Raw genomic sequence first — 23,904 nt, 5'->3', positions numbered from 1 at the left:
TTATGAGAATATCAGTAAAAGGTGCCTAATTATCACAGCCGGATCGTTCTACTCACTCGATCGCTTGCGTTACTTACTAATTCTTTGCTATCCATCTACATGGTAGCTCGATCGACCGTTCGCTGCTATGGCTGTAAATGTATCCTCACATCTTGCGCCAATATATCAAGTTGCTGGAGCCAACGACTGGAAGTCGTGGCTGGTGATGCAAAGTCAGTCCGCGTCCCGATCGATCTCACCAGTTCCTCAACTTAGCGATCTAGAATGTAATATATCGAATATCTCGATCGGAGGACTAGAGTATGCTCGACACCGCTGCCAAAATGGTTCCAGACACAGATCGCACCCAAGCCTTAATTTTGTGGTATGAAGAAGTCGGTATTGACGATATCCATCTGGTCGGCGGGAAAAATGCCTCCCTCGGCGAAATGATTCAACAACTCGCCTCCAAAGGGGTGAATGTGCCCAATGGGTTTGCGACTACCGCTGCTGCCTATCGTTATTTTATCGATCGAGCAGGATTGGAACCCAAACTCCAGCGAATTTTTGCCGATTTAGACGTCAACGATTTGCAAAACCTGCGGCAAAGAGGCGAACAGGCACGATCGTTGATGTTAAATACGCCGTTCCCGCAAGATCTAGAACAGGCGATCGCGACTGCATATACTCAACTGTGCGATCGATATCCTGGCACTAGTGCAGATGGGAATCCAGAGCTAGTTGCCGACATTCAGCACAATACCGATGTCGCCGTGCGATCGAGTGCGACGGCTGAAGACTTGCCCGATGCTAGTTTTGCCGGACAACAAGAGACTTATTTGAACGTCCACGGGGTCAAACAGGTCTTAGAAGCCTGTCATAAATGCTTTGCCTCGATTTTTACCGATCGAGCGATTTCTTACCGCACGACGCGGGGATTCGACCATCTAAACGTGTATCTTTCCGTGGGGGTGCAGAAGATGGTGCGCTCGGATTTAGCTGCTTCGGGAGTAATGTTCTCGATCGATCCAGAAACCGGATTTAGAAATGCTGCCTCGATTTCGGCTGCCTATGGCTTGGGTGAAAATGTCGTGCAGGGAGCCGTGAATCCCGATGAATTCGTCGTTTTTAAACCCACACTTACCGATGGTTTTCGCCCGATTCTGTCCAAACGGTTGGGCAGTAAAGCGATTAAAATGGTTTACGATCTGGGCGGCTCGAAACTGACTAAAAACGTCCGCGTTCCTGACTCCGAGCGCGCGAAATTTGCGATCGAGGATGATGAAATCCTCACCCTAGCGCGGTGGGCGGTAGTAATTGAGGATCATTACTCGGCAGTGCGGGGCACATATACGCCGATGGATATCGAGTGGGCGAAGGATGGCGAAACCGGACAATTATTTATCGTCCAAGCGCGTCCCGAAACCGTCCAGTCGCAAAAATCTGGCAATATTCTCCGCAGCTATCGCTTCACAGCAGGATCCGAACCATCTACCCCCGCTCTCACCATCGGTAGCGCAGTCGGCGAACGAATCGGGCAAGGTGCCGCACGGGTAATTTTTGACGTACATCAAATTACCGAATTCCAGCCGGGAGAAGTATTGGTCACCAATCGCACCGATCCAGACTGGGAGCCGATTATGAAAAAAGCAGGCGCGATCGTCACCAACCAAGGCGGGCGTACCTGTCACGCCGCCATTATTGCCAGAGAAATGGGCATTCCCGCGATCGTCGGTTGTAGCGATGCTACCACGGCGATCGCCACCGGACAAGCTGTTACCATCTCCTGTGCCGAAGGCGATATCGGCAAGGTTTATGAGGGATTATTGCCCTTTGAAATCATCGAAACAGAATTGAGTCAGTTAACCCCCACCCATACCAAAATCCTGATGAATGTCGGCAACCCCGACGAAGCTCTAGGATTAGCCGCGATTCCCTGCGATGGCGTGGGTTTGGCAAGGTTAGAGTTTATCATTGCCAACCAGATTAAGGTACACCCATTAGCACTCCTCAACTTCGACCTCCTCATCGATGCCGATGTCAAACGCCAAATCGCCAAACTAACCGTCTCCTACCCTCACAAAGCCGACTTCTTCGTCGATAAACTCGCCCACGGCGTCGCTACCCTCGCCGCCGCCTTCCATCCCCACCCCGTCATCGTGCGGATGTCGGACTTCAAGAGCAATGAATACGCCAACCTCTTAGGCGGACGTCAATTCGAGCCAAAAGAAGAGAACCCCATGCTGGGCTGGCGGGGCGCATCGCGCTACTACGATCCGATCTATCGCGACGCTTTTGCCCTCGAATGCCAAGCCCTCAAACGGGTACGCGAAGAGATGGGATTGACGAATATCATTCCGATGATTCCCTTCTGTCGCACCCCCGATGAAGGTCGCCGCGTCTTGGCCGAAATGGCCGCCAACGGCTTACAACAGGGGGATAAAGGCTTAGAAGTCTATGTGATGTGCGAAGTGCCCAGCAACGTCATTCTCGCCGCCGAATTTTGCCAAATCTTCGACGGTTTCTCGATCGGATCTAACGATCTGACGCAGTTAACCTTGGGACTCGATCGAGATTCGGCTCTAGTATCCCACATCTTCGACGAACGCAATCCCGCAGTCATGGCAATGGTGAAAATGGCAATCTCAACTGTCAAAGCCAACGGACGCAAAATCGGCATCTGCGGACAAGCCCCCAGCGACTATCCAGAATTCGCGAGATTTTTAGTCGAGCAAGGCATCGATTCAATTAGTCTCAATCCCGATTCGGTAATTAAAACCCGCTTGGAAATTGCTCAGGTCGAGGCTAGTCTTTCCTAAACGCCAATTAATATCTATCGAGATGATGAAACTCAGGTGCGATTGCAATTTGAGTCAGGTAATCGCGGCAAGATGGTAGCGATCGGATAAAAGCGTTCCAGTAGCAGTGGATGCGATTTCAACGTTAAAATGAGCGGGCGGTCATTTCTTTTCACAAACTCTCAGCTAAGGAGATTTTCAAATGCCATTAGCTAACCTCATGTCACAAATCCAGGAACTCCCAAAAATTGACAAGCTTCGGCTAATGCAGTTTCTGGCAACAGAACTAGTCAAAGAAGAAGATGCAAACTTCTTTATTGCCGATCGAGAGTATCCAGTCTGGTCGCCGTACAATTGTTCGGAGGCTGCCAATGTCTTGATGAATCTGCTAGCGACAAAGCAAGAAGAGAAGAATGGTTTAACCTCAAAGATTTCCCTATAAAATCATTGACAGTAGCCTGGGTATGGTCGATAGAATGCCATACCTGCCCTTAATACTCAGCCTTGGCGATCGCTCCCTAAACGCAGAAGGTTTATTGGATACAGGCGCAAGCGTCAATGTTTTGCCCTATGAGCTAGGGTTACAACTGGGCTTAATTTGGGAGAATGAAACGCTCTCAGTTCTGTTGGCAGGGAACTTAGCTCGATTTGAAGCTCGCGCAGTCGTTATTGACGCTCAAGTCAGTTCATTCCCCACCGTTAATCTTGCATTTGCTTGGACACAAGCACCCAATGTACCTTTAATCTTGGGGCAAGCTAATTTCTTATTTGAGTTTGATGTTTGTTTCTTTCGTGCGCGTTCTGAATTTGAAGTTCGTCCCAAACAGGTTGGGTCAGTTGGCAGCGACGATCGATAAGGTAATATCTAATAATCCCGTTGCACATCGACTGGATCGAGTTGTTTCGTGAGTCTGAAATGTTTCTAGTAGAGCAAGGCATCGATTCGATAATTAAAACCCGCTTGGAAATCGCTCAGGTTGAGGCTAGTCTGTAAGTATGATGATTCAATGTCTATGATTCTACGAATAATTGGACTGCTCTGTTTGGGCGGTGCGGGTATTGCCGGAGCATCATGGTTAAATACTGAAAATATAATGTTACCTTTAAGTAAGGAAATTCTAATTTCAAATAGAAAAACTTACTCTTTAGCATTCACACCAAATCAATCAGCTTCAGAGAGAGACTATAATGTTAGATTATATTTTGGCAAGACGGGAGAATCGTCACTAAATTGTGAAGATATTAAATTACTTGGCGTTCGATGGACGATATCAACTAGTGAGACAGTGAAGGCATGGAATACTTTAGAAAGCACAGATTATTCGTGTAACGATCGCGATAGTTTTACTAGGCTCGATTTTTCAGCTCCATCATTTAAACCACATACAAATTATTACTTTCATTTGTCAACAGCAAATGAAATTCAGAATAGAGAAAATATCAACACTCGTGTTACAATTCAACATACAGATGGCATTGGATTGCATTACCTATTCATGGATAAAGCGTTGATGGAATTATTTGGAGGAGGGCTATTATTAGTCAGCTTAATTTGTTTTGCAATTGATTTATTGAAGTTTTTGTTTAATGCTATGAACAAACAGCGTTACTAGAGGATCGAGAACTTGTGATTCAGTTTACGGATGGGCAAATGGTGACGATCGATGATTTGTCGATAGTTAGTTATCGATCGTGTTTGCTAATCAACGACGCGATCGAAATGAGTCTCAAACAAGGCGTAGAAAAAGCGATCGCCCTCCCAGAGGCAGAAAGATAAATCCAGAATGGATGATACAATAGATCTATGTCACTTGTTTGAGTGTCTTCTGTCATGTACCAGTACGAGCTACCGCGATACCTACCCACCGCTGACGAACTGCCTTGCTCCGACGATACCCCCGTGGATAACGAACTTCAAGAACTCATTCCCAGCCTGCTCAAATCGATCTTACGAATGCTGTGGGACGAGCGCATGGATTGGTTCTTTGGCATCGACATGGGTATCTATACCGCTCCCGATCGACCGCCAATCGTCCCTGATGGTTTCTTGAGCCTGAATGTCGAGCGCGTGTTTGACGAAGATTTACGCTCTTGCTATACGCTCTGGGAAGAGGAAGTACCACCGATCCTAGTATTAGAGGTAGTCTCCACTAGTCCAGGTGGGGAATACACGACTAAACTCGATGAATATGCCCGCATGGGCGTTTTATATTATGTTATCTACAATCCCAAACGCCGCCGCAAAGCGCGGCTAGAGATTTATAAACTCATTAATGGCAAATACGATCTGCAAACTGCAAATCCTCTCTGGATGCCGGAAATTGGCTTAGGCATCGGTAGCGAACGTGCTAGTTATGATGGGTTGACACGAGAATGGTTGTATTGGTACGACGAACGGAGCCAACGTTATCTCACCCCTTACGAACGCGCCAAACTCGATCGCGATCGAGCCACGATCGAAAGTCAACGCGCCGATACCGAAAGTCAGCGTGCTGACCGATTGGCGGCTCAATTACGCGCTCTAGGCATCGAGCCAGAAGTACCCTAAACTAGACGATCGCGATCGAGTAATTTTCAAACCGTTACCCCACAAATAACTCCCGATTCGTTCGCGTTGGCGAAGCCTTTGCCTCCGCAAAAGCGTCGATTCGGCAGAGCCGACGATCGGGTTATCGGTGAGGCAGCCAATGTTTTGATGAATGTTCTAGCCCACATTCCGCACTTCAAATAAATCAGCGGTTGAAACCGCCGCTAGTGATGCAAAGTCCGCTAGCAAACCGAACTGTATTTAATATCATTGTAGTTTTTTGACTCTAGATTTTGGGCATACTAGGTTGGGGTATATCGCACATACCTCCATTCTATGTTTCGGAGCCTTGGATCTAGTTATGAGCGATCGATTAGTCATCCTACTCAGCCCAGAGCTAGAGGAGTTACATCGAGTTTGCATTTACCGATGGTCATGCCATTATGGGATACTCCTCTTTTTACAACGATCTGAATGTTTTAGATGAAGAAGCGCAGGCATTTCTCTTGGATTGTGAAGAATCTCATTCACATTTAGAGCGTGTTAGTAACCTGATTGTTGGCTTTGAAACGCCCTACGGAATGGAAATGCTGGCAACAGTCCACTGGGTCGCAAAAGAAGATCCGCAAGCGGCAATTGACTGCGATCGAGCGATCGAGTTAGTTCAAGAGTGGAGCGAACGCAAACGGAATATCTTCAAAGTTAGCCACCTTCGTACTGCTTGGAACCATCTTCATAAACACAACTGGTTAACTGCTACGAATACTTAAAGGTATTCCAGAATACTCAAAAGATCGCCCAGGCGATCGTGTTATCCGCGCTTTATCCTGATTGGGTAAAGATGCAGTCCCGCCAGTAGGGTGGACAATGCCAGCTCTTTCAATGTGACAAAAAGGGCAAGATAGTTGATGGGAAACCCTAACATTCGATCGAGAAATTTGCCCCCTTTATTATCTCGATCGCCAGTAAGACGATCGCAAGTTCTCCGATCGATTCAGAGGATGTCTGAAAAGTCTAATTGCTTCGTTTCCAGTGGGTAAATCCCCCTGTCTTGTCGCACACAAACGGGAGGGAAGCTCCCGTTCGATGCGCCGCTAAATCCCCCTTAAAAAGGGGGACTTTGAATCTGGTTCCCCCCTTTTTAAGGGGGGCTAGGGGGGATTCTCTAGAGTTTGAGCTTAACAGAATTGAGTTCTCAGACATCCTCTCAGGTAACAGCACCCATAAACTGGTGCCGATTCTCGATCGGATCTAGGTCGTTTTCGATCGACTTACCAGGGTAAAATCTCACCATTAGCGTGCCAAAAAGTGCCTGAATTTGCCAGATTGAGGTCGGAGATTCGCTGTAAAATGCCTCGGACAGACTCTGCTGCGGGAATGCCATTATAGCCAGTCATAGCGGTACTCACCAGCCCTGGATGGATAATGGCGACAGGAATCTGACGCGATCGCAAATCGATCGCTAGTGACTTGCCAGCCATTGAGAGCGCGACTTTGGACATCCGATAACCATAGGAACCACCTGAAGTATTGTCATCGATCGATCCCATCCGACTGGTAATCAGTGCGATCTTACTCCCTGCCTGGAGATTGGGCAATAAAGCCGCAGTTACCCGCAATGCGCCGAGCGCATTAACTTCAAACTGGTGGCGGATACTATCGAAATTGAGCCGAGCCAGCGTATTTCGCTCCATCATCCCCGCATTATTAATCAGCACGTCGATGGTGATGCCTTGCAACCGTCGTGCTAAATCGGCAACCGAATCATCCGCTGTAATGTCAATGCCAGCTTCGACTTGCACTCCCAATCGATTCCCCACAGGGGACGCTTTTGCGGAGGCAAAGGCTTCGCCAACGCGATCGAGATCTACCGAAGATTTGCGACACACCGCGATCGCCTTTGCACCTGCGGTTTGGATTTGACGACACAGTTCGCAACCGATTCCACCAGCAGCACCAGTAACCAAAAAAGTTGTCATGCGATCGATCCTTTTGTCCTCAGCTAGTCGATTTGCAGATCTGAGTCACACAAAAATAGGAGATTGCAACTCTGCTAAGTTCGATCTTAACTAAAAACCTGCGAAATAGAGATACTATAATCATCCGCAGCGGTTATTTCTGCCCAGCGAAATGCTAAAAATTGAGCGTAATATAAGGGTGGCAATCCATAATTACCCGTTGCATAGCCATCGTTAACTTCAACTAGCCAGGGTTGCTATTGCCCATCACTCAAACTCATACGCAGCAGATATTTTATTACTCTTTGCCATCCAACTAATCCAATAAATAACCCATCTGAGTAAGAGCCAACAACGCCATTGGCGATGCTACTCGATCGATCTAGCTATCTAAAAAACGTACTTTGAGTTCGTTCTGTTGGCAATACACGTTAGATAGGATTCAAGACGTACTTTAAGATCGAGCACAAAGCTACCAGTTGGAGAGAGAACTCTATAAACCTTTTGGCAAAACTCCAGCAGCCATTCAACATAATCCTCTTGTTCGACATTACCGTATGTCTTTTTGCGTTGCAGCGCAAAAGGTGGCGAAGTTAATACCAAGTCAATCGAATCAGGTTCGAGTCGATCGAGTAGTAACAGTGAATCACCAACATACGCTGTGCCATAGTCTGTGGTGTACAGAGGATTCGGAAGAGTCATTATAAACGTACTAATAGTTCGTTCTATTATCCCACATCTTAAACGATTGCAATTGTAAAAGTAGCGATCGATGGTAGTATTTTGGTTGACAAGATACTTTTTGATTATGAAATTGGTAGTTTTGACGAGTTTGTTGTCGATCGCGTTAGTTCCTAATACAGCGACAATTGTGGCAGCAGACGTGCCAACAGGGAAGAGTTTTTTGCAATGGTGCGAGCAAAGAAATTCTTTATCGCCAGAAACGCGCAAAACTGTAGATTATTTATTGCAAGGAATTCAGATTCCAGACTGTCGAGCAGCCGCTCTCGAACTCAGCCAACGTACCGAACTGCTGACTTCTAGTCCTACTCCCGCCGATATTAGCGACCTCCGACCGATCGCCAGTCTGACCAATTTACGCAAACTTAGCTTATACAGTCATAATATTACCGATCTTACTCCCCTTGCCAACCTGAAACAACTCGATGCTTTAGTTATTAATAGCAATAAACTAACCGATCTCAAACCCCTTGGCAGTTTGAATAATTTGAATGATTTGGGACTGCTGGGTAGGAATATCGTCAATATTAAACCGATCGCGAAACTGACCAATTTGAAAAAGCTGACACTCTGGTATAGTTCTATTCAAGATATTAAAGCTGTAAAAAATTTGACTCAATTAACCGAAGTCAGTTTTATCGACACCAAAATTGCCGATCTCAGTCCCTTGGCTAACCTAAAATCCTTGACGACACTGGAAGTTACCAACAGTAAAGTGACCGATATTCGAGCTTTATCTGGCTTAACCAATTTAAAGAGAATTGTCCTTAATAATAATCAAATTTCTAATATCCAGCCACTGGCTCGCTTGACCAATTTAAAGAGCCTGAATCTCAATTTCAATCGTATTAGCAACCTGACTCCTTTAGCTGGATTGACAAGCCTAACTGGAATCAATCTTAGCGATAATCAAATTGTCGATATCCAACCAATAGCCGCGCTGACTCAGTTAGTAGGGTTGAATCTAAATAATAATAAGATTACTAATATTAAACCATTAGCTAAATTACAAAAGCTAGAGACTTTAGTCGTCTCCAAAAACAAAGTGAAGAATAAGGTTTGTCCGCTTCGTCCGGCGGTCTGTGATTTTAACGGTACAGGTGCAATTAGAGCTTTTTAATAATTGATAATTGATAAGATATTCAGTCCGCGTAGGCGGACTTTTCATCACCAGCGGCGGTTTTAACCGCTGACTAAGTGACTATTACTCTCAGGATGGGGAATTCTTTCTAAAATACCATCGCCATAGACTCGATCTAAATTTAATTCTGGTAAATGTACGTACCCGATATGACAACGACAAACTTGGTTTTGACAATTTCTGGCGAGTAAAGATGCTGCAAAATTTGGATCGTAAATATTGCCGATCGAATCGGGGATAAAATGACAGCGACGCATCGTACCTGCTCCATCTACCGTAATTACTTGATGTCCCGTGCGGCAGGGTTTGCCAAAGGTATCGTAAACTTGGTTATTGATGGGAAATAGTGGATCGATTTGGGTGAATAAATCGAGATCTTCGGGGTGATAATAGTCCGGCTGACGTTTGTAGGCATTTACCCAGAGATAGACATCTGGAGCTAATTCTTGACGTAATAATCGTGCGGATTGTTGGTGTTCTTTGAGTCCCACAATCCCGACGCTATATTTAACTTTGGCTAAATCGAGTTGCTGACATTGTTGTAAGAATCGCTCGATCGAGACTTCGGTGGGATGAAAAGTAGTCCACAGGGCTAGGGTATCTAAATTGCAATCTTTTACCCAATCTAGCTCGCAAGCAAGATTGGTTTGAATGGCGACTTTAGTGACTTGAGGAAGATCGGAAAGTCTGGCGATCGCGGATTGATAATAGCGATGAATCAGAGCTTCACCCCATGGTGTAAATAATATCCCGATTTTGTCGGTTGGATCGCGAGCTTCTACCCAATTAAAGAATCGATCGAGTTCGGCTTTATCTGTTGCTAATTCTGCGGCTGTATTAGTACGTTTGGCGAAGGGGCAATATTCACAGCCATAGTTACAACTAGAGAGCGAACCTCGATACAAAATTGATAATTCTAACGCCATTGATAATCCTCCATCAATGATTTGACTTGCGGTGAATATAACCAAACTCCCAAGGTGTCGGATACTTCTACGCCTGCGGGGGTGAGGATGATTTTGGATTTTGGATTTTGCGGATGCGCTCCGGTCGGGTTCCCCGACCATGGAAGCGCACCAAGCGGGATTTTGGGTGGCGGATTGATAGATGATTTTGGATTGCTTCCCGTCTCCCCCTCTCCCACTTCCCACGTTGCTAGTTCTAGGGTTAATAAATCGTTGAGCTGTGGGAAATCTGTTAGCGCATCGGTGTGGAAGGTTTGTTGATAATCATTGAGATCCAAGCCTTCCGACTGCAATAAAGATTGAATCAGAAATCGGCGTTGGCGATCGTCTAAGTCAAGTTGATAACCATAATTAACCCAGTTAAACCGTTCGCGGAGCGTCTCACCTGGAGAATCGTCTTCTTGCTTGGTATAATTGGCGATAATTTCTTGAATTCCCGTCATTCCGACGGCATATTCACTCGAATAGTGCAAAGATGATGTGTACGATCGCGCGCCACAGCCTAAACCTACCATGCCATCTGCCTGACAGCAATAAACCGGAGCATCGAGGTTTGGCGCATGACGAGAGCGAAACATGCGCATGGAGACTTGCTCGTAACCGGAGGCTAATAAGAAATCGCGAGCGTGACGATAATAATCGCGGCGTTCGTCGTTCCATTCGCGGCGAGAGCGTTCTAAACCCGTCAAAGGTCGAATGTAGAGCGGATAGAGATAGAGTTCCTCTGGGGCGAATTTGAGGGCAATCTGGAGCGATTTTAACCAACTGTCGATCGATTGTCCAGGTAAGCCGTAAATTAGATCTAAATTCAGGGTGGGAAAACCGACAGAATGAATCCGATCTAGGGCAGCATAGACATTATCCAGCGTTTGAGGTCTGCCTGCTGCGGCGGTTTCGGCGGGGATAAAACTCTGAATGCCGATACTAACTCGATCGACACCGCGCTGCTTTAATAATGTTAACTTCTCAGTAGTAGCTGTTTGGGGCGATACTTCTACCGAGATCGGGATCTGGTGGAGATTTGCACCCATAATATCCGCCGCCAGATCGAATACCCGTTCTAATTCTGGCACATTTAGAAACGTTGGCGTGCCACCGCCGATCGCCATCCGTGCAAATTGGGAGTCACCCAAGGCGGCTTTTACTTGTGTGGCTTCTCTGGTGAGGGTTTTTAAATACTCGCTGACTAAATCTTTGCCTGCATTTGTTTGGGTAAATAAGTTGCAAAATCCACATCGCATTTCGCAAAAGGGAATATGCAGGTAGAGGAATAATGCGGACTTATTTTCCTGCGCCCAAACTGTTGATAAATGTGCTGGTGGATTTAAGGGGCGATAGGCGGTTTTGTGGGGGTAGGCGTAGGAATAGGATGTGTAAGTGGAATTAGCGAGGAGGGTTTGGAGTGTTGTCATTTATATTTTAGATGTTTAAAATATGGTTATCGATAACCTTCTGGCTTTTGGTCGTGCTCATAATAGCCAAAGAATCCTCTCAAATCTTCTGCATCCAACCAAGCATCTTCTAAAGCAATTGATAATCTTTCATTTCTATCTGCACTTGGATAGATCGCGAATAAACCGTCTTGCAGCCTTAACCCATTGATACACAACCAAGCTAATGACATCGCCATACTTCTGACATGATTGCCCCCAAATAGCTGCGCTAAAATCCAAGCATCGCAGCCAGAAATATTATTCAAACCGTCTTCTAAACATTGATAACACACGTCTACAAGTAATGTCCATTCACCACGACCGCCATCATTATCAAAAACGCCTGGTGATGCCGCACCGATCGTCTTTGCAAGCAGCTTGTGTAATGATGACCATCTGTGACAAGTTAAGGTTTTCGATCGAATGTCAACACCCATATATAGCGTGGCTGTTGGTTCGGTCTCACTATATATCAAAAAACTCGATTGATAGTGCTAATGTATTCGATCTCTGAATATCTGATGTAACGGTCGATCGAAGGATCGCCAAACGTGCTTGACAATTGCGATCGCGCCTTAACTTGTCACGAATGAATGATGACAGATATTCTTCCGTTAAATTAACATTTCCTTTTTGCGCCTGTTCGATAACAAGCTGCCAAGCATCTGAGATTGCTGTTTTGACGATAGTTTCTGGAATTTCTGAAAAGCTGGTTCCTCCATATTGGAATTCTAAAATGTACAAACCTTGAGCGAGGTTATTTGTTATTTCATTTGCATGTTTCCAAATATCAAACATAGATTTCTCCCTTTCATGCTAATAATCTAATCTCAATCTCTCTTCCCTTGGGGTGTACCTATTCAAAAATAAAATGTTCTTTGATGAACATTTTTGTGGAGACTAGAGCAAAGAACAGATAAGGAAATCGATCGAGCGCAGCGTATAACATACCCTCGATCGATAAAACGATCGAAACAACCAAAAACCTGTTTAAAGCACATTACAGACAACCGCGTCGATCCATAAATAAACAGTACCCCCAATCCGCCCAGATAATTCCTCTAATTCAAAGCGCGTTAGCTTCAGATCGATCGAGCCGAGGCAAGATAAACTCAGCATAAGGCACATGCCACACCACTGGATGACTCAATCGATGCCCATGATAATCATCCTCCCCATAAGCAGTCCCATGATCCGAGCAGATAATCCCCATTATCGGAGCGCGTTGTTGCATTGCCTCAAATAATGGGGGAAGATGTCGATCGACATAAGCTAATGCGGCTGCTTGAGTAATCGGTGAATCGATCGTTTCTCCAGGCAGAAAGATACAATTTGGCTGATGTAAAGCGGAAATATTGATAAATAGAAATACCCGTTGCGATCGAGGTAATTTGGCTAAACATTCGATCGCCAACCTGACCTGATTTTCCGTAGAATTAGGATCGGTTACACCCAAACTAATATCCCAGTGACTCTCGGCAAACATCCCTGGTAACACATTACCTAACGCATTTTGCTTATTAAAAAAGCCCACCCCACCGATACAAATTGTATGATATTCCCGCTGGGCAAATCCAGAGATAATATCTGCCGTTTCAAAGACACAAGTATTTTCGCCCGTTGTCTCGCTCCCTGCAAAACTGAGGGCGAATAACCGAGGATGTTTGCCTGGTAAATCTGGGGTGGGTAAAAAGCCTGCAAAAAATGCCTGGTGAGCGGCATAGGTGAAGCTTGCAGGCGTGTGTCTGCGCTCCCACTTACCTCCAGGTAATAATCGCGCTAAGTTGGGTGTATATCCATTTGTTAGGCATTCTTGCGCGACATCGTACCGGAGGGTGTCGAGGGTAATAAATAGGAAATCATGGGTACCAATTAATCGATCGACGTTCATCCTGTGGATTGTAGATTGTGGATTGCGGATTACGGATCTGTAGGGGCGGGTTTATGAGATAACCTACGGATAATTCTAAAAATCTAAATCAAACCCGCCCTCCCCAATAAGATCGAAAATTATCATCATACATCTCGATCGCGTACCGGAAATAATCGATCGATATCTGCTGGTATGGTTAGGCGGGTTTGGTTTACATTTTAGGAATTTATCGATGCTTGCTTGCATAAACCCGCCCCTACAGATCTGTGTGTTTTCATTATTCAGAGACGGCAATGTATCGATATTCTTCGTCATCATCTTCGTCTACCTCTTGCTCGTCACTTAGATCGACATCAATACCCAATTCTTCAAATTTAGATCTGAATTCTTCAGGAATATAGTGGTGATTGAGATCGAGTTTTGCTAAGTGTTTTATCAATGGGCTTGCTAATAAAGCAGCAGCACCGACATCACCTAAGTTACCCAAAGATAGATCGAGGACTTTGATTTGTTGCAGCACGGGTGCCTTTGCTACCGCAGTGGCGATCGAGTCTGCTATACAACTATCTCTCAAACCTAAATACTTTAAATTGGGAAATAATTTTCCACTTAAAATCGGAGCTAGATCTTCTACCGTTGTATCGCCGCCATAATTATCGTCACCCAACCATAATTCTAAATGTTCTAATTGTGGCAACTGCGCCTGACATACTTCCCGAACTCTTTCGACGCTCAACCCACCAGTTTCGACGATTAATGTTTTTAATCGATCGTGTTTTAGCTCTCCAAGTACCAATCCATCATTACCGCGTATCTGTAAATGTTCTAGCTGCGGATAAGCCGTTAAGAGTGGTGAGAGATCGCTTTGTTCGATCCAAGATATTTCATTTTCATCACCCGTAATATCACCTAAAAAAAGTGCCGACAGGCTGGGCAGTTTTTGACTAGCATTGACGAGAAAATCGACAACATTCTGACTGCTTTCCTCACAATCCCACATCCCGATAATTAAGCCAGGAACTCTGCTGGCATTGGGATGTTCTGTAAAATGCGCAAGTAAATCGAGAATGCTATGCTCTGAGTCATACTCTACACTCATTCGATAAATTATCTCGATCGGGTAGGCAATTCCAGTATCGGTTGTATATTCGACAATTGGCTTGCCGATGAATTTTTCTACGTGTTGATAGATGCCCATTTTTTTATTGTGGATTGTGGATTGCGGATTGCGGATTGAAAGGCTGTATAAATATTACTCGATCTAGTTCCTACTTATTTCCCAGTCTCCTAGTCTCCTAGTCTCCTCCTCTTCTATCAACATCCTTACCTCCGTTGTATAAGTATCTTCACCTTGCCAAGTAATCCCTTGAAGCAAGTCACCAAATGCATTCATTTCTAGAATATAGTGTTCCCTCAAATTGGGCGCGATTAATAAATCGATGCCACAATAGAAAGTATTGGGAAAACAAGCAGCAGCGCGTTCGCAGGTAGCTAACATTTCCGCCCAAGCCGCAGGCGATAAACCCGTAGGTAAATCGGTAACTTCTCGGCGATCGTTTCCTAAGTGTAAATTAGTCATGGGGCTATTGCCCACTCGAATTACTGCTTGACGCGCTTTACCACCAACGACTACCACCCGCACGTCAAATTCTCTTCCTTCCAATCGTGCTTTGGGAAGCCATGTTTCGGCTTGAACTGATTCAGCAGCCAGAAAATTGATAATATCCGCCATCGCGTCTGGATCGCGATATTGCCGAATCAATCGCGAATTATAAAACCGTAATTCTCCTGCTTCGACAACTCTTTCTACAGTCGTAATTGCCCGTTCGTATCCATGCCGACGTTCGTAAGCAACCACTCCCGAAGCGGAGGAGCCATGCGCCAGTTTAATAAATACTCGATTGATGTTTCGCTCGTCCATCAATTTGTCGATTTTGGATTTTGGATTTTGGATTTTGGATTGGAGATTGAGATCGATCGATAACATTGGTGGTACGGGAATACCTGCTGCTGCTAATATTTGCTGACACCGGACTTTATCAAACATGATGATAATATCATCGGGATGATTTAAGATTCGCCCTTGCAAATTAGCCGTCCACGATCGCAATCGATCGCACCAGCCGAGATACCATTGACGTTGATACCAAATCCGCCCCAAATCTTCTGGTAACTGCGCCGCTGCACTGGTACTAATACGTTGATGTCGTCCATCTGGCTCCAGTTCGGCACCTGCGGCAATAAACCCTCGATCGACGTCAAAACTGCGCTCTGGCGCGTCAAATCGGAAGATAGTATCTGGGGAGTCAAATTGAGCTAAATCGCACCTATTGGCGAGCAAATCGGCGTAGGCGATTAGTCTGGCTGGCGGTAATCCGTAACGTGCTAGTGCTTGCTGGAATAGTTGCACGCGTCGGGTTTCGGGGTTAGCAATTAGGACGAAATTCAGCATTCAAGTTTACTCTGCAACTACGCAATATCGATATTCTCTCTCATTTATTTCATTTCCATAATCATCATAAGGATATACTTGACGTTGACCTTCAGTAATTAATTCGCAGTTTAGCTTAAACTGAGGTAGTTTCTCTGCGATAAATCCATCTGAAATAAAGTTTTGAGACACATCTAATTTATCTAATTCGTTAATCATTGGACAGGAAAGTACTGCTGACAAAGCATCATCACCCAATGCTCCCATTGACAAATCTAATTCTAGTAATTTCTCTATAATTGGAGATCTAGCTAATTCAAAAGCAATATCATCCGTATATTCGCAATTCTTAAACCCTAAATATTTTAATTTTGGAAACTTATCTCCAGAAATAATTGGCATCAGATCGGTAATGGAAGAATTAGATCCATACTCCTTGCTCCCAAGCCAAATTTCTAAATATTCTAAAGCAGGTAAATCTAGCTCATTGATATCTAACAATGATTCGCGATTTAACCCTCCACTTATAATTGTCAAAGATTTGAGGTTTTGATGATGCAATTTCGTACAAAACCGTAAATATCGCCCCCTGATCTGTAAAATTTCCAATTTATCGTAGGCTAATAAAATTCTGCTAATATCACCATGATATATCTCAGAAATCATTTGCTCATCTTCAGAAATAGCTCCGAGGCATAATGCCTTCAATTTTTTCAATTTTTTGCAATTATCGACCAAAATATTGATAAGCTTTTCATTGCTCAAACATCCAAAAAATAAACCTTCAACTTCACTAGCTCTAGTTTGTTTAACAAGAGCATCAAATTTGTCTTCAAAAGAGATGTTGTTGGGAGGAGGATTATATCGATAATCTCTTAAAAAATAAGCAGTTTCTTGAGGATTAATTATTTTTACATGCGGCTCGAAAACTATATATTGTGAGAACCCATGCAAATACTTGAAGTTATGCCAAAATTTGTTTTCTCTAGCAATAGACTTTTCATATTGTAATCGTTTTTTTATACCTACTTCACCACCTAATACGGCAGCATTTATCGGCGGTAGATTTTGTCCGCCAAAGACAGCATCGGATTCTTGGGGATTGAGTTCTGACATGGGGATCGATCGATATAAGGTTATAGTTATTATGCCCGATCGAGCTGAATAGTGCGACATCGATGCAGCCCTCAAATGAATTTGGGGCTAAGAGCAAAAGTCCGTTGAAACGGACTAAAACCGAATTTCAGTTATCTTCAGATAACTTTTGCCATGAGCGCGAAATTCCATTTCAGCGCGGATCTCGATTGTACTAGTCATAATCAATTCAATTTAGCGATCGATCCTCGTTCCACCAACACTCGATTAGTCAATAAATCCGTCACCGTAACAACTAAAATTCGATGCTCCGTCACCGCAAATTCTACCGCAATCAGATCGATTCCTAATTCCCCTGGTGGTTCCAATCTCGCCAAACAAACCGAATTGCGATCGCGTTCTAACGATCGATATTGAGATTGTTTATTTACCGGAACACTATTCATTCTCCCTTGGGCGTCATAAGTGACTTCTGCGGTGCTAATTTGGGCGATTTCACCGATATCTAAGCGCAGTTCCGTTTGTCCTTCCAAGGCGACTTGGAGGGTTAATGGTTCGTCGCGTTTGCAGGGATATTTAATCCCAGCTTCAAACAGGGGAAAATAATTGTAAGTCCGAGTATATGGTTCCCAGAGACGGATGCAATATCCATGTCGGAGATAGTCTTCTAATCCCGCAATTTGGGTAAGAGCTAAGGCTCCATGTGCGACGGCTTCAAAGGGTTTGTGGAGCTTGACGCGTTGTCTGCCAAAGTAGGATGTAAATAGGTGTTGAATCGCTTGAATTTGACAGCTACCACCGACTAATAATATCTGTTCGATGTCGGGTTTTTGGACACCTTTTCGCAAGCCGAGAGTGAGGATTTCATCGATCGCATCGCGAAATTGTTCGAGTAATTGTCGCTGTTCTAATAAATCTTCTAATTGCGATCGAGCTAAAGTCAGATCGTAGGACATAAATGTATCCTCATCTAACCAACTTTCTCGCGCGTCGGTATCTTTAGTCAATCGAATTTTCAACCGCTCGGCGATCGCGAGTAAATTTTGCCAGCCAACTTCACCGATGGTTTCTCTGTCGCTATTTAACTTAACTAAATAATCTTCAATAATCCACCTGTCGATATCTTCTCCACCGACATATACATCCGTCTTGGCTAATACCTCTGCTTGCAATTTGACATCATCCGTACCCAGGGGCGAAGTTCTCACTAAACTCAAATCCAGCGTTCCCCCACCAAAATCAGCAACTAACACGATCGAACCCGGACGTTGTACGGCATAACCCAAAGCCGCTGCTGTCGATTCATCGACGAATTTAACCGTCGGTAATTTTAACTCGGTGGCGACATCTTTAAACCAGTCTAAATACCGCTCGAACGTACCGACGGGAACCGTAAAAATTACTAAAGATGGTTCGATATTTGCTGCTAAAATTTCCTGCCAAATCTGCGTCAGAAATTCGATCGCCACCGCATGAGAATCGAATACCTTTTCCTCGATCGTGCGCGGTGGAATCTGAAAATCTGCTGCCAAATCGCGTTTGAATGCTCGAAAAAACCGCTGGGGTTGCGATAGTCCTAATCGCTGCGATCGCACCCGCTCCCCGACGATAATCTCGCGCCCTGTGGCGACGTATACCAAGCTTGGAATTACCGCAATATCTCCACCTGTAGCGATCGTATCGCCCAAATTAAATACCCGCGACAAACTGGGAAACCGCAGCGTCTTCGGCGTTTGGGTATCGGGTTCTAAGATGCTAACTACGGTGTTACTGGTGCCAAAATCGATCGCGATTGCCGTCATGTTTTCGCTCCTGCTGGTAATGTGCGGCTAACCTTAGCAGGAATCAAAATCCGATCTCCTTTCTGATAGCCGATAAACCGCACATAAACGGATTCGCCAACTTGGATATCATCTACATCGCTTTGATGGATCTGCGGGTCATATGGCACCATTTCCCAGGGTTTGCCGATCGATTGACACTCCCAGAATTTAACGATATTTTCCAGAGATGTTAATAAAGCAACGATATTGCGTGCGGGTAAATCTGGCTGACTTTCTACCATCCTTCGCACGCTAGGATATTGAGTTAATAGCGTTTGAATTTGCTCGAATCCACCATCGATCGCATCCGATCGAACTTGCGCTGCTTGAGTTTTCAATTCCTCTCGCAATCGCTGACATTGTTGTGTCAGCGCGGCGATTTCTGCTTCTAACTTGGCTCTTTTGACTTCGCTAGTTTGAAGTTGAGATTTTACCTCTATTAATTGAGACTGTAAGGCTGATTCAGTTGCTTGCGATCGATCTTTTAAGGTGTTAATTTCCTGAGTTAAGCGCGACTCTAATGCTACTCGACTAGCTTTCGCAATTTTAAGCAATCGCCAATAAAAGAATCCTAATGTCGCAATACTCGTGAAAGTCCCTACCAACCCACCGATTATTTCTGGCTCCATCGTTTCTATCCTTGAGTTTCGTTAGATTGAGACTGTTCGTTGACGAGGTAGTTATCTGCACCATCGTGGTATTCGGGTAATAGTTCTCGCGATTCGACTTTACCCAAGGATGCTTCGAGATCCTGGGTAGCGAGGGTACAGGTTTCGCCGTTACCATTGATGACGGTTTCGGTGACTTTGCCGTCTTTGCCGATGCGGTATTCGATCTTTTGATATTCAGCCATCTTATTTTGGATTTTGGATTTTGGATTGACGCTCAATGATTAATAGTTATTCAGCGGATACCGAATACCGCGAGAATCTGAGATCTCTTTCATCTTTTGCGTGCTTGGATTGAAATTGATTAGCTGCCTCAATTTTACAGGGAAGCTGTCTCAGCCGCTCTATCCCTCGCTCGGTCAAATAATTATCTGAGATATTCAAAAGCTTGAGATTTCTAATTTTTTGACAATCTAAAATATATTGTATAATACCATCCATCATAGAGCCACTTCTGAAATCTAAAACGTCAAGTTTTTCAATAACAGGAGTTCTTATTACTGCTCTAATTAAAGCCTCAGATACTTGACAATTGCATAGGGCTAAATACTTTAATTTAGGTGTAGCTTTCTTCGACAATATTGGGCTAATAGCTTGAATCGTTGGCATAATATCCTTCGTATCATTGAACCAGATCTCAAAATGCTCTAATTCAGGGAAACTAGTTGGAGATATATTGGATATCGTTCTATCGACATCGGCATCTCCAATTACTAAGGTTTTTAATTTATTTTTGATGGACTTGCCAGCGCAAAATTGTTTGAGAGCAAGATTATTAGGACTTAAATATTCATGATAATTTCCATAAACATTTAAATACTCTAAATTGGGAAACAATATAAGTAAGGAGCTGATATCGGTCTGATACAAACGATCATTTTTAGGCTTGACAAGCAAGTCTCGGTCAAACTCATCATTCTCAAGATCCACTTCCTCCCAATCTATCTTTCTATCGCCTATCTGTAATGCTTTGAGATTACTTAAGGGAGTATTATTTGACTGAATACTTTCAAAGATAAATCTAAAAAAATCTAATTTGTTCTCAACTGCTTCTAAAATCAATGCCTGCATTCGATTGGCACTAGAACTTTGTAGTAGAGACTTAAACTGTTTTGTCTGGTAGTCTTCATCTTTCTTCCACATTCCAGGCAGATATACTTCACGATAATAAGCATTATTATCTGGGTCGGCAATGCCAATACCAGAATAATACTCCTCCTTATTCCAATCATCGATCTTAAGAAAATAACTAGCAACATCATGGTTTATAAATGCTTTCTTTCCTGCTTCCCCAAATCGATCGCGTAATAATCTCTTTGCTAACCGCCGTACCTTATCATCATTATCCGATAGCGATCGCAGGGCTAAATCTATCCCATCATCACCATAGGCAACTGCATTATTTAGAGCCTGAAGTCGTTCGGCGATCGATTCACTTTCCAACCGTTGTTTGACACCAGCCAATCCACCTAATATCGCAGCATTTACAGGAGGTAGAATTTGTCCGCCTAAAATTAGATCTGATTCGCGGGGATTGGTTTCTGACATGGTTATTGACAGTGCGAGATTATTTCTATTATGCCCACGATCGATCTAACAATTCGATCGATATTGGTGGGGTGGGCGGGTTTGTTTTCGGCAAAAAGATCGGCACGATCGTCAGATTCTCTACCTCTTTTGCGATTGTTGCAAATAGTCCGTTAAAATTGAACCTATCACCCAACATACCGGATTGTAACCGATCGACTATGGGTAGCCTAAATTATCCTGCTTACATTCCCAGTGAAGATGACACCAAAATCTCCCAAGAGAGTAGCCGCATCCTCACCACATACCTCAGCCCCAATGTCCATCAAATCGAGATTATTGAGGCAGATGGTAATAAACATCAAGCCACTATTCCCGCAGCCGCCTACCGTCTGCTCGTCGATGCTCTCACTCAAATGGCGCAGGGCAATGCTGTCAGCCTCATCCCCATTCATGCCGAACTTACAACCCAGGAGGCTGCGGATTTACTAAATGTCTCCCAACCATTTTTAATCGAACAAATTGAATTAGGCGTAATTCCCCATCATAAAGTCGGCAAACACCGCCGGATTCACTTTAATGATTTGATGGCTTACAAAGAACGAATCGATTTGGCAACAGCGCAAGGACTAGATGAAATGGTGGCAATTTCTCAGGAACTGGGACTGTATGACTGATGGCTGCCAATATTGCCGTAGTTTATGATGCCTGCGTTCTCTATCCTGCACCTTTACGCGATTTATTAGTTCAACTGGCGACAACCAGAATTTTTCGAGCCAAATGGACGGAGCTAATTCACGATGAATGGACGCGAAATCTGTTAATCAAACGTCCCGATTTGAACGCTAACAGACTCGCAAGGCTCAGAGTTTTAATGAATGAAAATGTGCCCGATTCACTGGTTACAGATTTCGAGCAATTAATTCCCACTCTGGAGTTACCAGATCCTGAAGATCGACACGTTCTTGCTGCTGCAATTGCCACAAATGCCAAGATTATTGTCACTTTTAATTTAAAGGATTTTCCAGATGTAATTCTTGCCAGACATGGAATAGTCGCCCAACATCCAGATGTATTTGTTGGCAATCTCATCGAGCGATATCCTCAGCAAGTTCTCCAATCTGTCGATACCATTTTATCTCGCCTGAAGAATCCACCCCAGACTTTCGACAATCATTTAGAAACGCTAGCAAATCAGGGATTGATAAGTTGCGTTGCGATGCTCCGCGATCTTCATAATAATATCTAGTTCGATCGAAAATTTAATTTTGGGCCATTTTAATAGTTACTTGGAAAACGCTTGAACTCGATCGATACATCCCATTCTTACAGCTTCGGTTAAAATACCCATTTCACCCAGTCTTTTAAAATAAAGTGCCGCATAATTTCGTTGAACTTGCGTGCCGTTAAATAAGTAATATTCGATTCTCTCTTTCCCAGTACTTCTGTTTACCAATCCCAGCGTATAATCGATTAGTTTATATGGCGAACTGTGAGGATCGCATTCGAGACTTTCCATCATAATATCGACATCCGCTGTCGTTCCTCGTTTGCCCATCTGCTCGAATAGATCGAATCGATTTTTATGTCTGGTATATCGCCTAATCCCATTGTTAGCTAAATGTTCGATAACGAAAGGTTCCGATCTCGATTCTAATAATTCATAAACCCGATTTTGGATTTGTAAATCTCGATCGTCTAAATATGCGAGTAGTACCTGCAAACCCGCCGTGCCATAATTAACTGCCTCTTCTAATGCGGCTATTTTGACTTGCAAGCTATGACTATTCAATCTTTGTTTGAGTCCTTCAACTCCGCCTAAAATCATGCTGCCTTGGGTCACAACACCTTGATTTCCCAAGACAGCATCAAATTCATTCGGTCGCTCGTGCTTTAACATATTTAGTTACTTTGTGTCGAGCTAAGTTGCACTACTCCATCGTTTCTTACTGGTTTTATTCACCCGTCTCGAATTGGTTTTAGAATCCGCGATCGATTTAGATACTTTATTTGTTTTAAATTGCTTCCCAATGGCAGCTTCGGGACTCGATTCTAGCCATGAATATTTCATGTCTTCAATTTCTAACTCTCGATCGTCCAAAAAACGCTCGATTCGATCGCGCACGAACGGTTCCGATCGATCTTTTAATAATTCATAAGCTGCATCGACAATTTGGGATTCTGGATTTTCCAAGTATCGAACAACCAGATGCAAACCAGCATCGCCATAATTTATCGCATCTTTCAATGCTAAAATTCTGAGGTGAATGCTTTCGCTATTCAATCGGGTTTTGACACCTTCAATTCCACCTAAGATGACGCTACCATTAGCGATCGATGTTTGATTTCCCAGTACGGCATCGGAATTTTGCGGTCGTTGGTGCAGCCCTTCAAAACGAAAATCGCGATTGGACATAATCGGTTATCCTTGACAGATTTGTATGAATCGATAACCTATGCTCTAACACACTGGAAATGTTGGGTTTCGCTTTGCTCTACCCAACCTACGCTCTAACAACCCAATTATCAATTATCAATTATCAATTATCAATTAATCTAAACCCACCGTCCGACGACTACACGCACTGTGCCATCGTTTAATACTTCTTCCGCTTCAATGGTATAACCTTGAGTTTCCGCAGTAGTTAACAGCATTTTGTGAGCGTATTTTTGTTGAATTTCATTAACAAATTGAACTTGGTTTATCCCTGTACCCCAGAAGTCAGCAATAAGTTCGTAATTATCATCACTATCTTTCCGAAATCCGATATCGTAACCATTTTGACGGCGGATGACGTATTCTGCATTAATTCGATCGCCTTGATAACCGCGAACTTGAGCGTTAGTTTCTACCTTATGCCCCAGTTCTGCCAGAACATTAGCGAGAACTTCACCGTTTTTGATTTGAACCTTAATAGTAGTAAAGTGAGACATAGGAATCTTTG

General features: G+C 44.0%; 28 protein-coding genes. 11 read left to right on the top strand and 17 right to left on the bottom strand.

What is annotated here, in order from left to right; genetic code table 11:
- The first annotated feature begins 21 nt into the window (after window positions 1-21).
- The 8 genes from CHA6605_RS33685 to CHA6605_RS05265 all read left to right on the top strand — a co-directional run bounded on the left by CHA6605_RS33685 (window position 22) and on the right by CHA6605_RS05265 (window position 6,074).
- A complete protein-coding gene (locus tag CHA6605_RS33685; protein WP_157259826.1) occupies window positions 22-255 on the top strand; it encodes a hypothetical protein in 234 nt (77 codons plus the stop codon).
- Window positions 256-302: 47 nt separating this feature from the next.
- A complete protein-coding gene (gene ppsA / locus CHA6605_RS05290; protein ID WP_015158505.1) occupies window positions 303-2,798 on the top strand; it encodes a phosphoenolpyruvate synthase in 2,496 nt (831 codons plus the stop codon).
- A gap of 181 nt (window positions 2,799-2,979) precedes the next feature.
- Window positions 2,980-3,219 (top strand): hypothetical protein, encoded by a 240-nt coding sequence (locus CHA6605_RS05285; protein WP_015158504.1) that lies wholly within the window; start codon window positions 2,980-2,982, stop codon window positions 3,217-3,219.
- Window positions 3,220-3,253: 34 nt separating this feature from the next.
- Complete coding sequence (locus CHA6605_RS05280; RefSeq protein ID WP_232432191.1) at window positions 3,254-3,634, top strand: hypothetical protein; 381 nt, start codon at window positions 3,254-3,256, stop codon at window positions 3,632-3,634.
- A gap of 150 nt (window positions 3,635-3,784) precedes the next feature.
- Window positions 3,785-4,390: a hypothetical protein gene (locus CHA6605_RS05275; RefSeq protein WP_232432190.1), complete on the top strand. Its 606-nt coding sequence runs from the start codon at window positions 3,785-3,787 to the stop codon at window positions 4,388-4,390.
- A 14-nt stretch (window positions 4,391-4,404) separates the two neighbouring features.
- Window positions 4,405-4,554 (top strand): hypothetical protein, encoded by a 150-nt coding sequence (locus tag CHA6605_RS33680; protein WP_015158501.1) that lies wholly within the window; start codon window positions 4,405-4,407, stop codon window positions 4,552-4,554.
- 54 nt (window positions 4,555-4,608) lie between these two features.
- A complete protein-coding gene (locus CHA6605_RS05270; protein ID WP_015158500.1) occupies window positions 4,609-5,325 on the top strand; it encodes a Uma2 family endonuclease in 717 nt (238 codons plus the stop codon).
- Window positions 5,326-5,747: 422 nt separating this feature from the next.
- On the top strand, window positions 5,748-6,074 hold the full coding sequence (locus CHA6605_RS05265; RefSeq protein WP_041547607.1) for a hypothetical protein: 327 nt from the start codon (window positions 5,748-5,750) through the stop codon (window positions 6,072-6,074).
- A gap of 501 nt (window positions 6,075-6,575) precedes the next feature.
- On the opposite strand, the gene CHA6605_RS05260 is transcribed toward CHA6605_RS05265, so the two are convergent.
- On the bottom strand, window positions 6,576-7,283 hold the full coding sequence (locus tag CHA6605_RS05260) for an SDR family oxidoreductase (RefSeq protein WP_015158499.1): 708 nt from the start codon (window positions 7,281-7,283) through the stop codon (window positions 6,576-6,578).
- A 369-nt stretch (window positions 7,284-7,652) separates the two neighbouring features.
- Entirely contained in the window at window positions 7,653-7,964 is a 312-nt protein-coding gene (locus CHA6605_RS05255) for a DNA methyltransferase (protein WP_015158498.1), read from the bottom strand.
- A 106-nt stretch (window positions 7,965-8,070) separates the two neighbouring features.
- On the opposite strand from CHA6605_RS05255, the gene CHA6605_RS05250 reads away from it, so the two are divergent.
- On the top strand, window positions 8,071-9,123 hold the full coding sequence (locus CHA6605_RS05250; protein WP_157259824.1) for a leucine-rich repeat domain-containing protein: 1,053 nt from the start codon (window positions 8,071-8,073) through the stop codon (window positions 9,121-9,123).
- A gap of 62 nt (window positions 9,124-9,185) precedes the next feature.
- Here CHA6605_RS05250 and CHA6605_RS05245 read toward each other — a convergent pair whose 3' ends face one another.
- From CHA6605_RS05245 to CHA6605_RS05190, 12 genes are all read right to left on the bottom strand, one after another.
- Window positions 9,186-10,070, bottom strand: coding sequence for an STM4011 family radical SAM protein (locus CHA6605_RS05245; protein WP_015158496.1), 885 nt, complete (start codon window positions 10,068-10,070; stop codon window positions 9,186-9,188).
- Entirely contained in the window at window positions 10,061-11,521 is a 1,461-nt protein-coding gene (locus CHA6605_RS05240) for an STM4012 family radical SAM protein (RefSeq protein WP_015158495.1), read from the bottom strand. Before CHA6605_RS05240 ends, CHA6605_RS05245 begins: the two co-directional genes overlap by 10 nt.
- 26 nt (window positions 11,522-11,547) lie before the next feature.
- On the bottom strand, window positions 11,548-12,018 hold the full coding sequence (locus tag CHA6605_RS05235; RefSeq protein ID WP_041547604.1) for a hypothetical protein: 471 nt from the start codon (window positions 12,016-12,018) through the stop codon (window positions 11,548-11,550).
- On the bottom strand, window positions 12,008-12,340 hold the full coding sequence (locus CHA6605_RS05230; protein WP_015158493.1) for a hypothetical protein: 333 nt from the start codon (window positions 12,338-12,340) through the stop codon (window positions 12,008-12,010). The genes CHA6605_RS05235 and CHA6605_RS05230 overlap by 11 nt, the downstream gene beginning before the upstream one ends.
- Before the next feature lie 268 nt (window positions 12,341-12,608).
- The gene (locus CHA6605_RS05225; RefSeq protein ID WP_015158492.1) at window positions 12,609-13,433 is read right to left on the bottom strand and encodes an STM4013/SEN3800 family hydrolase; all 825 of its coding nucleotides are present in this window, start codon (window positions 13,431-13,433) and stop codon (window positions 12,609-12,611) included.
- Between the two features lie 259 nt (window positions 13,434-13,692).
- Window positions 13,693-14,613, bottom strand: coding sequence for an STM4015 family protein (locus CHA6605_RS05220; protein ID WP_015158491.1), 921 nt, complete (start codon window positions 14,611-14,613; stop codon window positions 13,693-13,695).
- A gap of 63 nt (window positions 14,614-14,676) precedes the next feature.
- A complete protein-coding gene (locus tag CHA6605_RS05215) occupies window positions 14,677-15,867 on the bottom strand; it encodes an STM4014 family protein (RefSeq protein ID WP_015158490.1) in 1,191 nt (396 codons plus the stop codon).
- 6 nt (window positions 15,868-15,873) lie between these two features.
- Complete coding sequence (locus tag CHA6605_RS31305) at window positions 15,874-16,962, bottom strand: hypothetical protein (RefSeq protein WP_051038700.1); 1,089 nt, start codon at window positions 16,960-16,962, stop codon at window positions 15,874-15,876.
- 203 nt (window positions 16,963-17,165) lie between these two features.
- Window positions 17,166-18,743: an Hsp70 family protein gene (locus CHA6605_RS05205; RefSeq protein ID WP_015158488.1), complete on the bottom strand. Its 1,578-nt coding sequence runs from the start codon at window positions 18,741-18,743 to the stop codon at window positions 17,166-17,168.
- Window positions 18,740-19,393 carry a nucleotide exchange factor GrpE gene (locus CHA6605_RS31300; RefSeq protein ID WP_015158487.1) on the bottom strand — a complete coding sequence of 218 codons (654 nt, stop codon included), beginning with the start codon at window positions 19,391-19,393 and terminating at the stop codon, window positions 18,740-18,742. Before CHA6605_RS31300 ends, CHA6605_RS05205 begins: the two co-directional genes overlap by 4 nt.
- Before the next feature lie 5 nt (window positions 19,394-19,398).
- The gene (locus CHA6605_RS05195; RefSeq protein ID WP_015158486.1) at window positions 19,399-19,617 is read right to left on the bottom strand and encodes a DUF2997 domain-containing protein; all 219 of its coding nucleotides are present in this window, start codon (window positions 19,615-19,617) and stop codon (window positions 19,399-19,401) included.
- Between the two features lie 46 nt (window positions 19,618-19,663).
- A complete protein-coding gene (locus CHA6605_RS05190) occupies window positions 19,664-20,980 on the bottom strand; it encodes a hypothetical protein (RefSeq protein ID WP_015158485.1) in 1,317 nt (438 codons plus the stop codon).
- 200 nt (window positions 20,981-21,180) lie between these two features.
- Here CHA6605_RS05190 and CHA6605_RS05185 point away from each other — a divergent pair, with 200 nt between their 5' ends.
- Window positions 21,181-21,636: a helix-turn-helix domain-containing protein gene (locus tag CHA6605_RS05185; RefSeq protein ID WP_015158484.1), complete on the top strand. Its 456-nt coding sequence runs from the start codon at window positions 21,181-21,183 to the stop codon at window positions 21,634-21,636.
- Window positions 21,636-22,208, top strand: a complete 573-nt coding sequence (locus CHA6605_RS05180; protein WP_015158483.1) for a PIN domain-containing protein — start codon at window positions 21,636-21,638, stop codon at window positions 22,206-22,208. The genes CHA6605_RS05185 and CHA6605_RS05180 overlap by 1 nt, the downstream gene beginning before the upstream one ends.
- A gap of 36 nt (window positions 22,209-22,244) precedes the next feature.
- Here CHA6605_RS05180 and CHA6605_RS31295 read toward each other — a convergent pair whose 3' ends face one another.
- The 3 genes from CHA6605_RS31295 to CHA6605_RS05165 form a co-directional block, all read right to left on the bottom strand.
- Complete coding sequence (locus CHA6605_RS31295; RefSeq protein WP_015158482.1) at window positions 22,245-22,859, bottom strand: GUN4 N-terminal ARM-like repeat domain-containing protein; 615 nt, start codon at window positions 22,857-22,859, stop codon at window positions 22,245-22,247.
- A gap of 21 nt (window positions 22,860-22,880) precedes the next feature.
- The gene (locus tag CHA6605_RS05170; RefSeq protein WP_015158481.1) at window positions 22,881-23,375 is read right to left on the bottom strand and encodes a hypothetical protein; all 495 of its coding nucleotides are present in this window, start codon (window positions 23,373-23,375) and stop codon (window positions 22,881-22,883) included.
- 140 nt (window positions 23,376-23,515) lie between these two features.
- The gene (locus tag CHA6605_RS05165) at window positions 23,516-23,893 is read right to left on the bottom strand and encodes a DUF1257 domain-containing protein (protein WP_015158480.1); all 378 of its coding nucleotides are present in this window, start codon (window positions 23,891-23,893) and stop codon (window positions 23,516-23,518) included.
- Between the last annotated feature and the right edge of the window lie 11 nt (window positions 23,894-23,904).

It is taken from the genome of Chamaesiphon minutus PCC 6605 (assembly GCF_000317145.1).
Lineage (GTDB): Bacteria > Cyanobacteriota > Cyanobacteriia > Cyanobacteriales > Chamaesiphonaceae > Chamaesiphon > Chamaesiphon minutus.
The sequence above is the reverse complement of the archived record's forward strand: the minus strand, read 5'-3'. Positions and strand labels throughout refer to the sequence as shown.

Excerpts from the sequence above, each read along its gene's own strand:
- ppsA (WP_015158505.1), top strand. The coding sequence starts at position 303 with ATGCTCGACACCGCTGCCAAAATGGTTCCAGACACAGATCGCACCCAA.
- CHA6605_RS05285 (WP_015158504.1), top strand. The coding sequence starts at position 2,980 with ATGCCATTAGCTAACCTCATGTCACAAATCCAGGAACTCCCAAAAATT.
- CHA6605_RS05280 (WP_232432191.1), top strand. The coding sequence starts at position 3,254 with ATGCCATACCTGCCCTTAATACTCAGCCTTGGCGATCGCTCCCTAAAC.
- CHA6605_RS05275 (WP_232432190.1), top strand. The coding sequence starts at position 3,785 with ATGTCTATGATTCTACGAATAATTGGACTGCTCTGTTTGGGCGGTGCG.
- CHA6605_RS05270 (WP_015158500.1), top strand. The coding sequence starts at position 4,609 with ATGTACCAGTACGAGCTACCGCGATACCTACCCACCGCTGACGAACTG.
- CHA6605_RS05265 (WP_041547607.1), top strand. The coding sequence starts at position 5,748 with ATGGGATACTCCTCTTTTTACAACGATCTGAATGTTTTAGATGAAGAA.
- CHA6605_RS05260 (WP_015158499.1), bottom strand. The coding sequence starts at position 7,283 with ATGACAACTTTTTTGGTTACTGGTGCTGCTGGTGGAATCGGTTGCGAA.
- CHA6605_RS05255 (WP_015158498.1), bottom strand. The coding sequence starts at position 7,964 with ATGACTCTTCCGAATCCTCTGTACACCACAGACTATGGCACAGCGTAT.
- CHA6605_RS05250 (WP_157259824.1), top strand. The coding sequence starts at position 8,071 with ATGAAATTGGTAGTTTTGACGAGTTTGTTGTCGATCGCGTTAGTTCCT.
- CHA6605_RS05245 (WP_015158496.1), bottom strand. The coding sequence starts at position 10,070 with ATGGCGTTAGAATTATCAATTTTGTATCGAGGTTCGCTCTCTAGTTGT.
- CHA6605_RS05240 (WP_015158495.1), bottom strand. The coding sequence starts at position 11,521 with ATGACAACACTCCAAACCCTCCTCGCTAATTCCACTTACACATCCTAT.
- CHA6605_RS05230 (WP_015158493.1), bottom strand. The coding sequence starts at position 12,340 with ATGTTTGATATTTGGAAACATGCAAATGAAATAACAAATAACCTCGCT.
- CHA6605_RS05225 (WP_015158492.1), bottom strand. The coding sequence starts at position 13,433 with ATGAACGTCGATCGATTAATTGGTACCCATGATTTCCTATTTATTACC.
- CHA6605_RS05220 (WP_015158491.1), bottom strand. The coding sequence starts at position 14,613 with ATGGGCATCTATCAACACGTAGAAAAATTCATCGGCAAGCCAATTGTC.
- CHA6605_RS05215 (WP_015158490.1), bottom strand. The coding sequence starts at position 15,867 with ATGCTGAATTTCGTCCTAATTGCTAACCCCGAAACCCGACGCGTGCAA.
- CHA6605_RS31305 (WP_051038700.1), bottom strand. The coding sequence starts at position 16,962 with ATGTCAGAACTCAATCCCCAAGAATCCGATGCTGTCTTTGGCGGACAA.
- CHA6605_RS05205 (WP_015158488.1), bottom strand. The coding sequence starts at position 18,743 with ATGACGGCAATCGCGATCGATTTTGGCACCAGTAACACCGTAGTTAGC.
- CHA6605_RS31300 (WP_015158487.1), bottom strand. The coding sequence starts at position 19,393 with ATGGAGCCAGAAATAATCGGTGGGTTGGTAGGGACTTTCACGAGTATT.
- CHA6605_RS05195 (WP_015158486.1), bottom strand. The coding sequence starts at position 19,617 with ATGGCTGAATATCAAAAGATCGAATACCGCATCGGCAAAGACGGCAAA.
- CHA6605_RS05190 (WP_015158485.1), bottom strand. The coding sequence starts at position 20,980 with ATGTCAGAAACCAATCCCCGCGAATCAGATCTAATTTTAGGCGGACAA.
- CHA6605_RS05185 (WP_015158484.1), top strand. The coding sequence starts at position 21,181 with ATGGGTAGCCTAAATTATCCTGCTTACATTCCCAGTGAAGATGACACC.
- CHA6605_RS05180 (WP_015158483.1), top strand. The coding sequence starts at position 21,636 with ATGGCTGCCAATATTGCCGTAGTTTATGATGCCTGCGTTCTCTATCCT.
- CHA6605_RS31295 (WP_015158482.1), bottom strand. The coding sequence starts at position 22,859 with ATGTTAAAGCACGAGCGACCGAATGAATTTGATGCTGTCTTGGGAAAT.
- CHA6605_RS05170 (WP_015158481.1), bottom strand. The coding sequence starts at position 23,375 with ATGTCCAATCGCGATTTTCGTTTTGAAGGGCTGCACCAACGACCGCAA.
- CHA6605_RS05165 (WP_015158480.1), bottom strand. The coding sequence starts at position 23,893 with ATGTCTCACTTTACTACTATTAAGGTTCAAATCAAAAACGGTGAAGTT.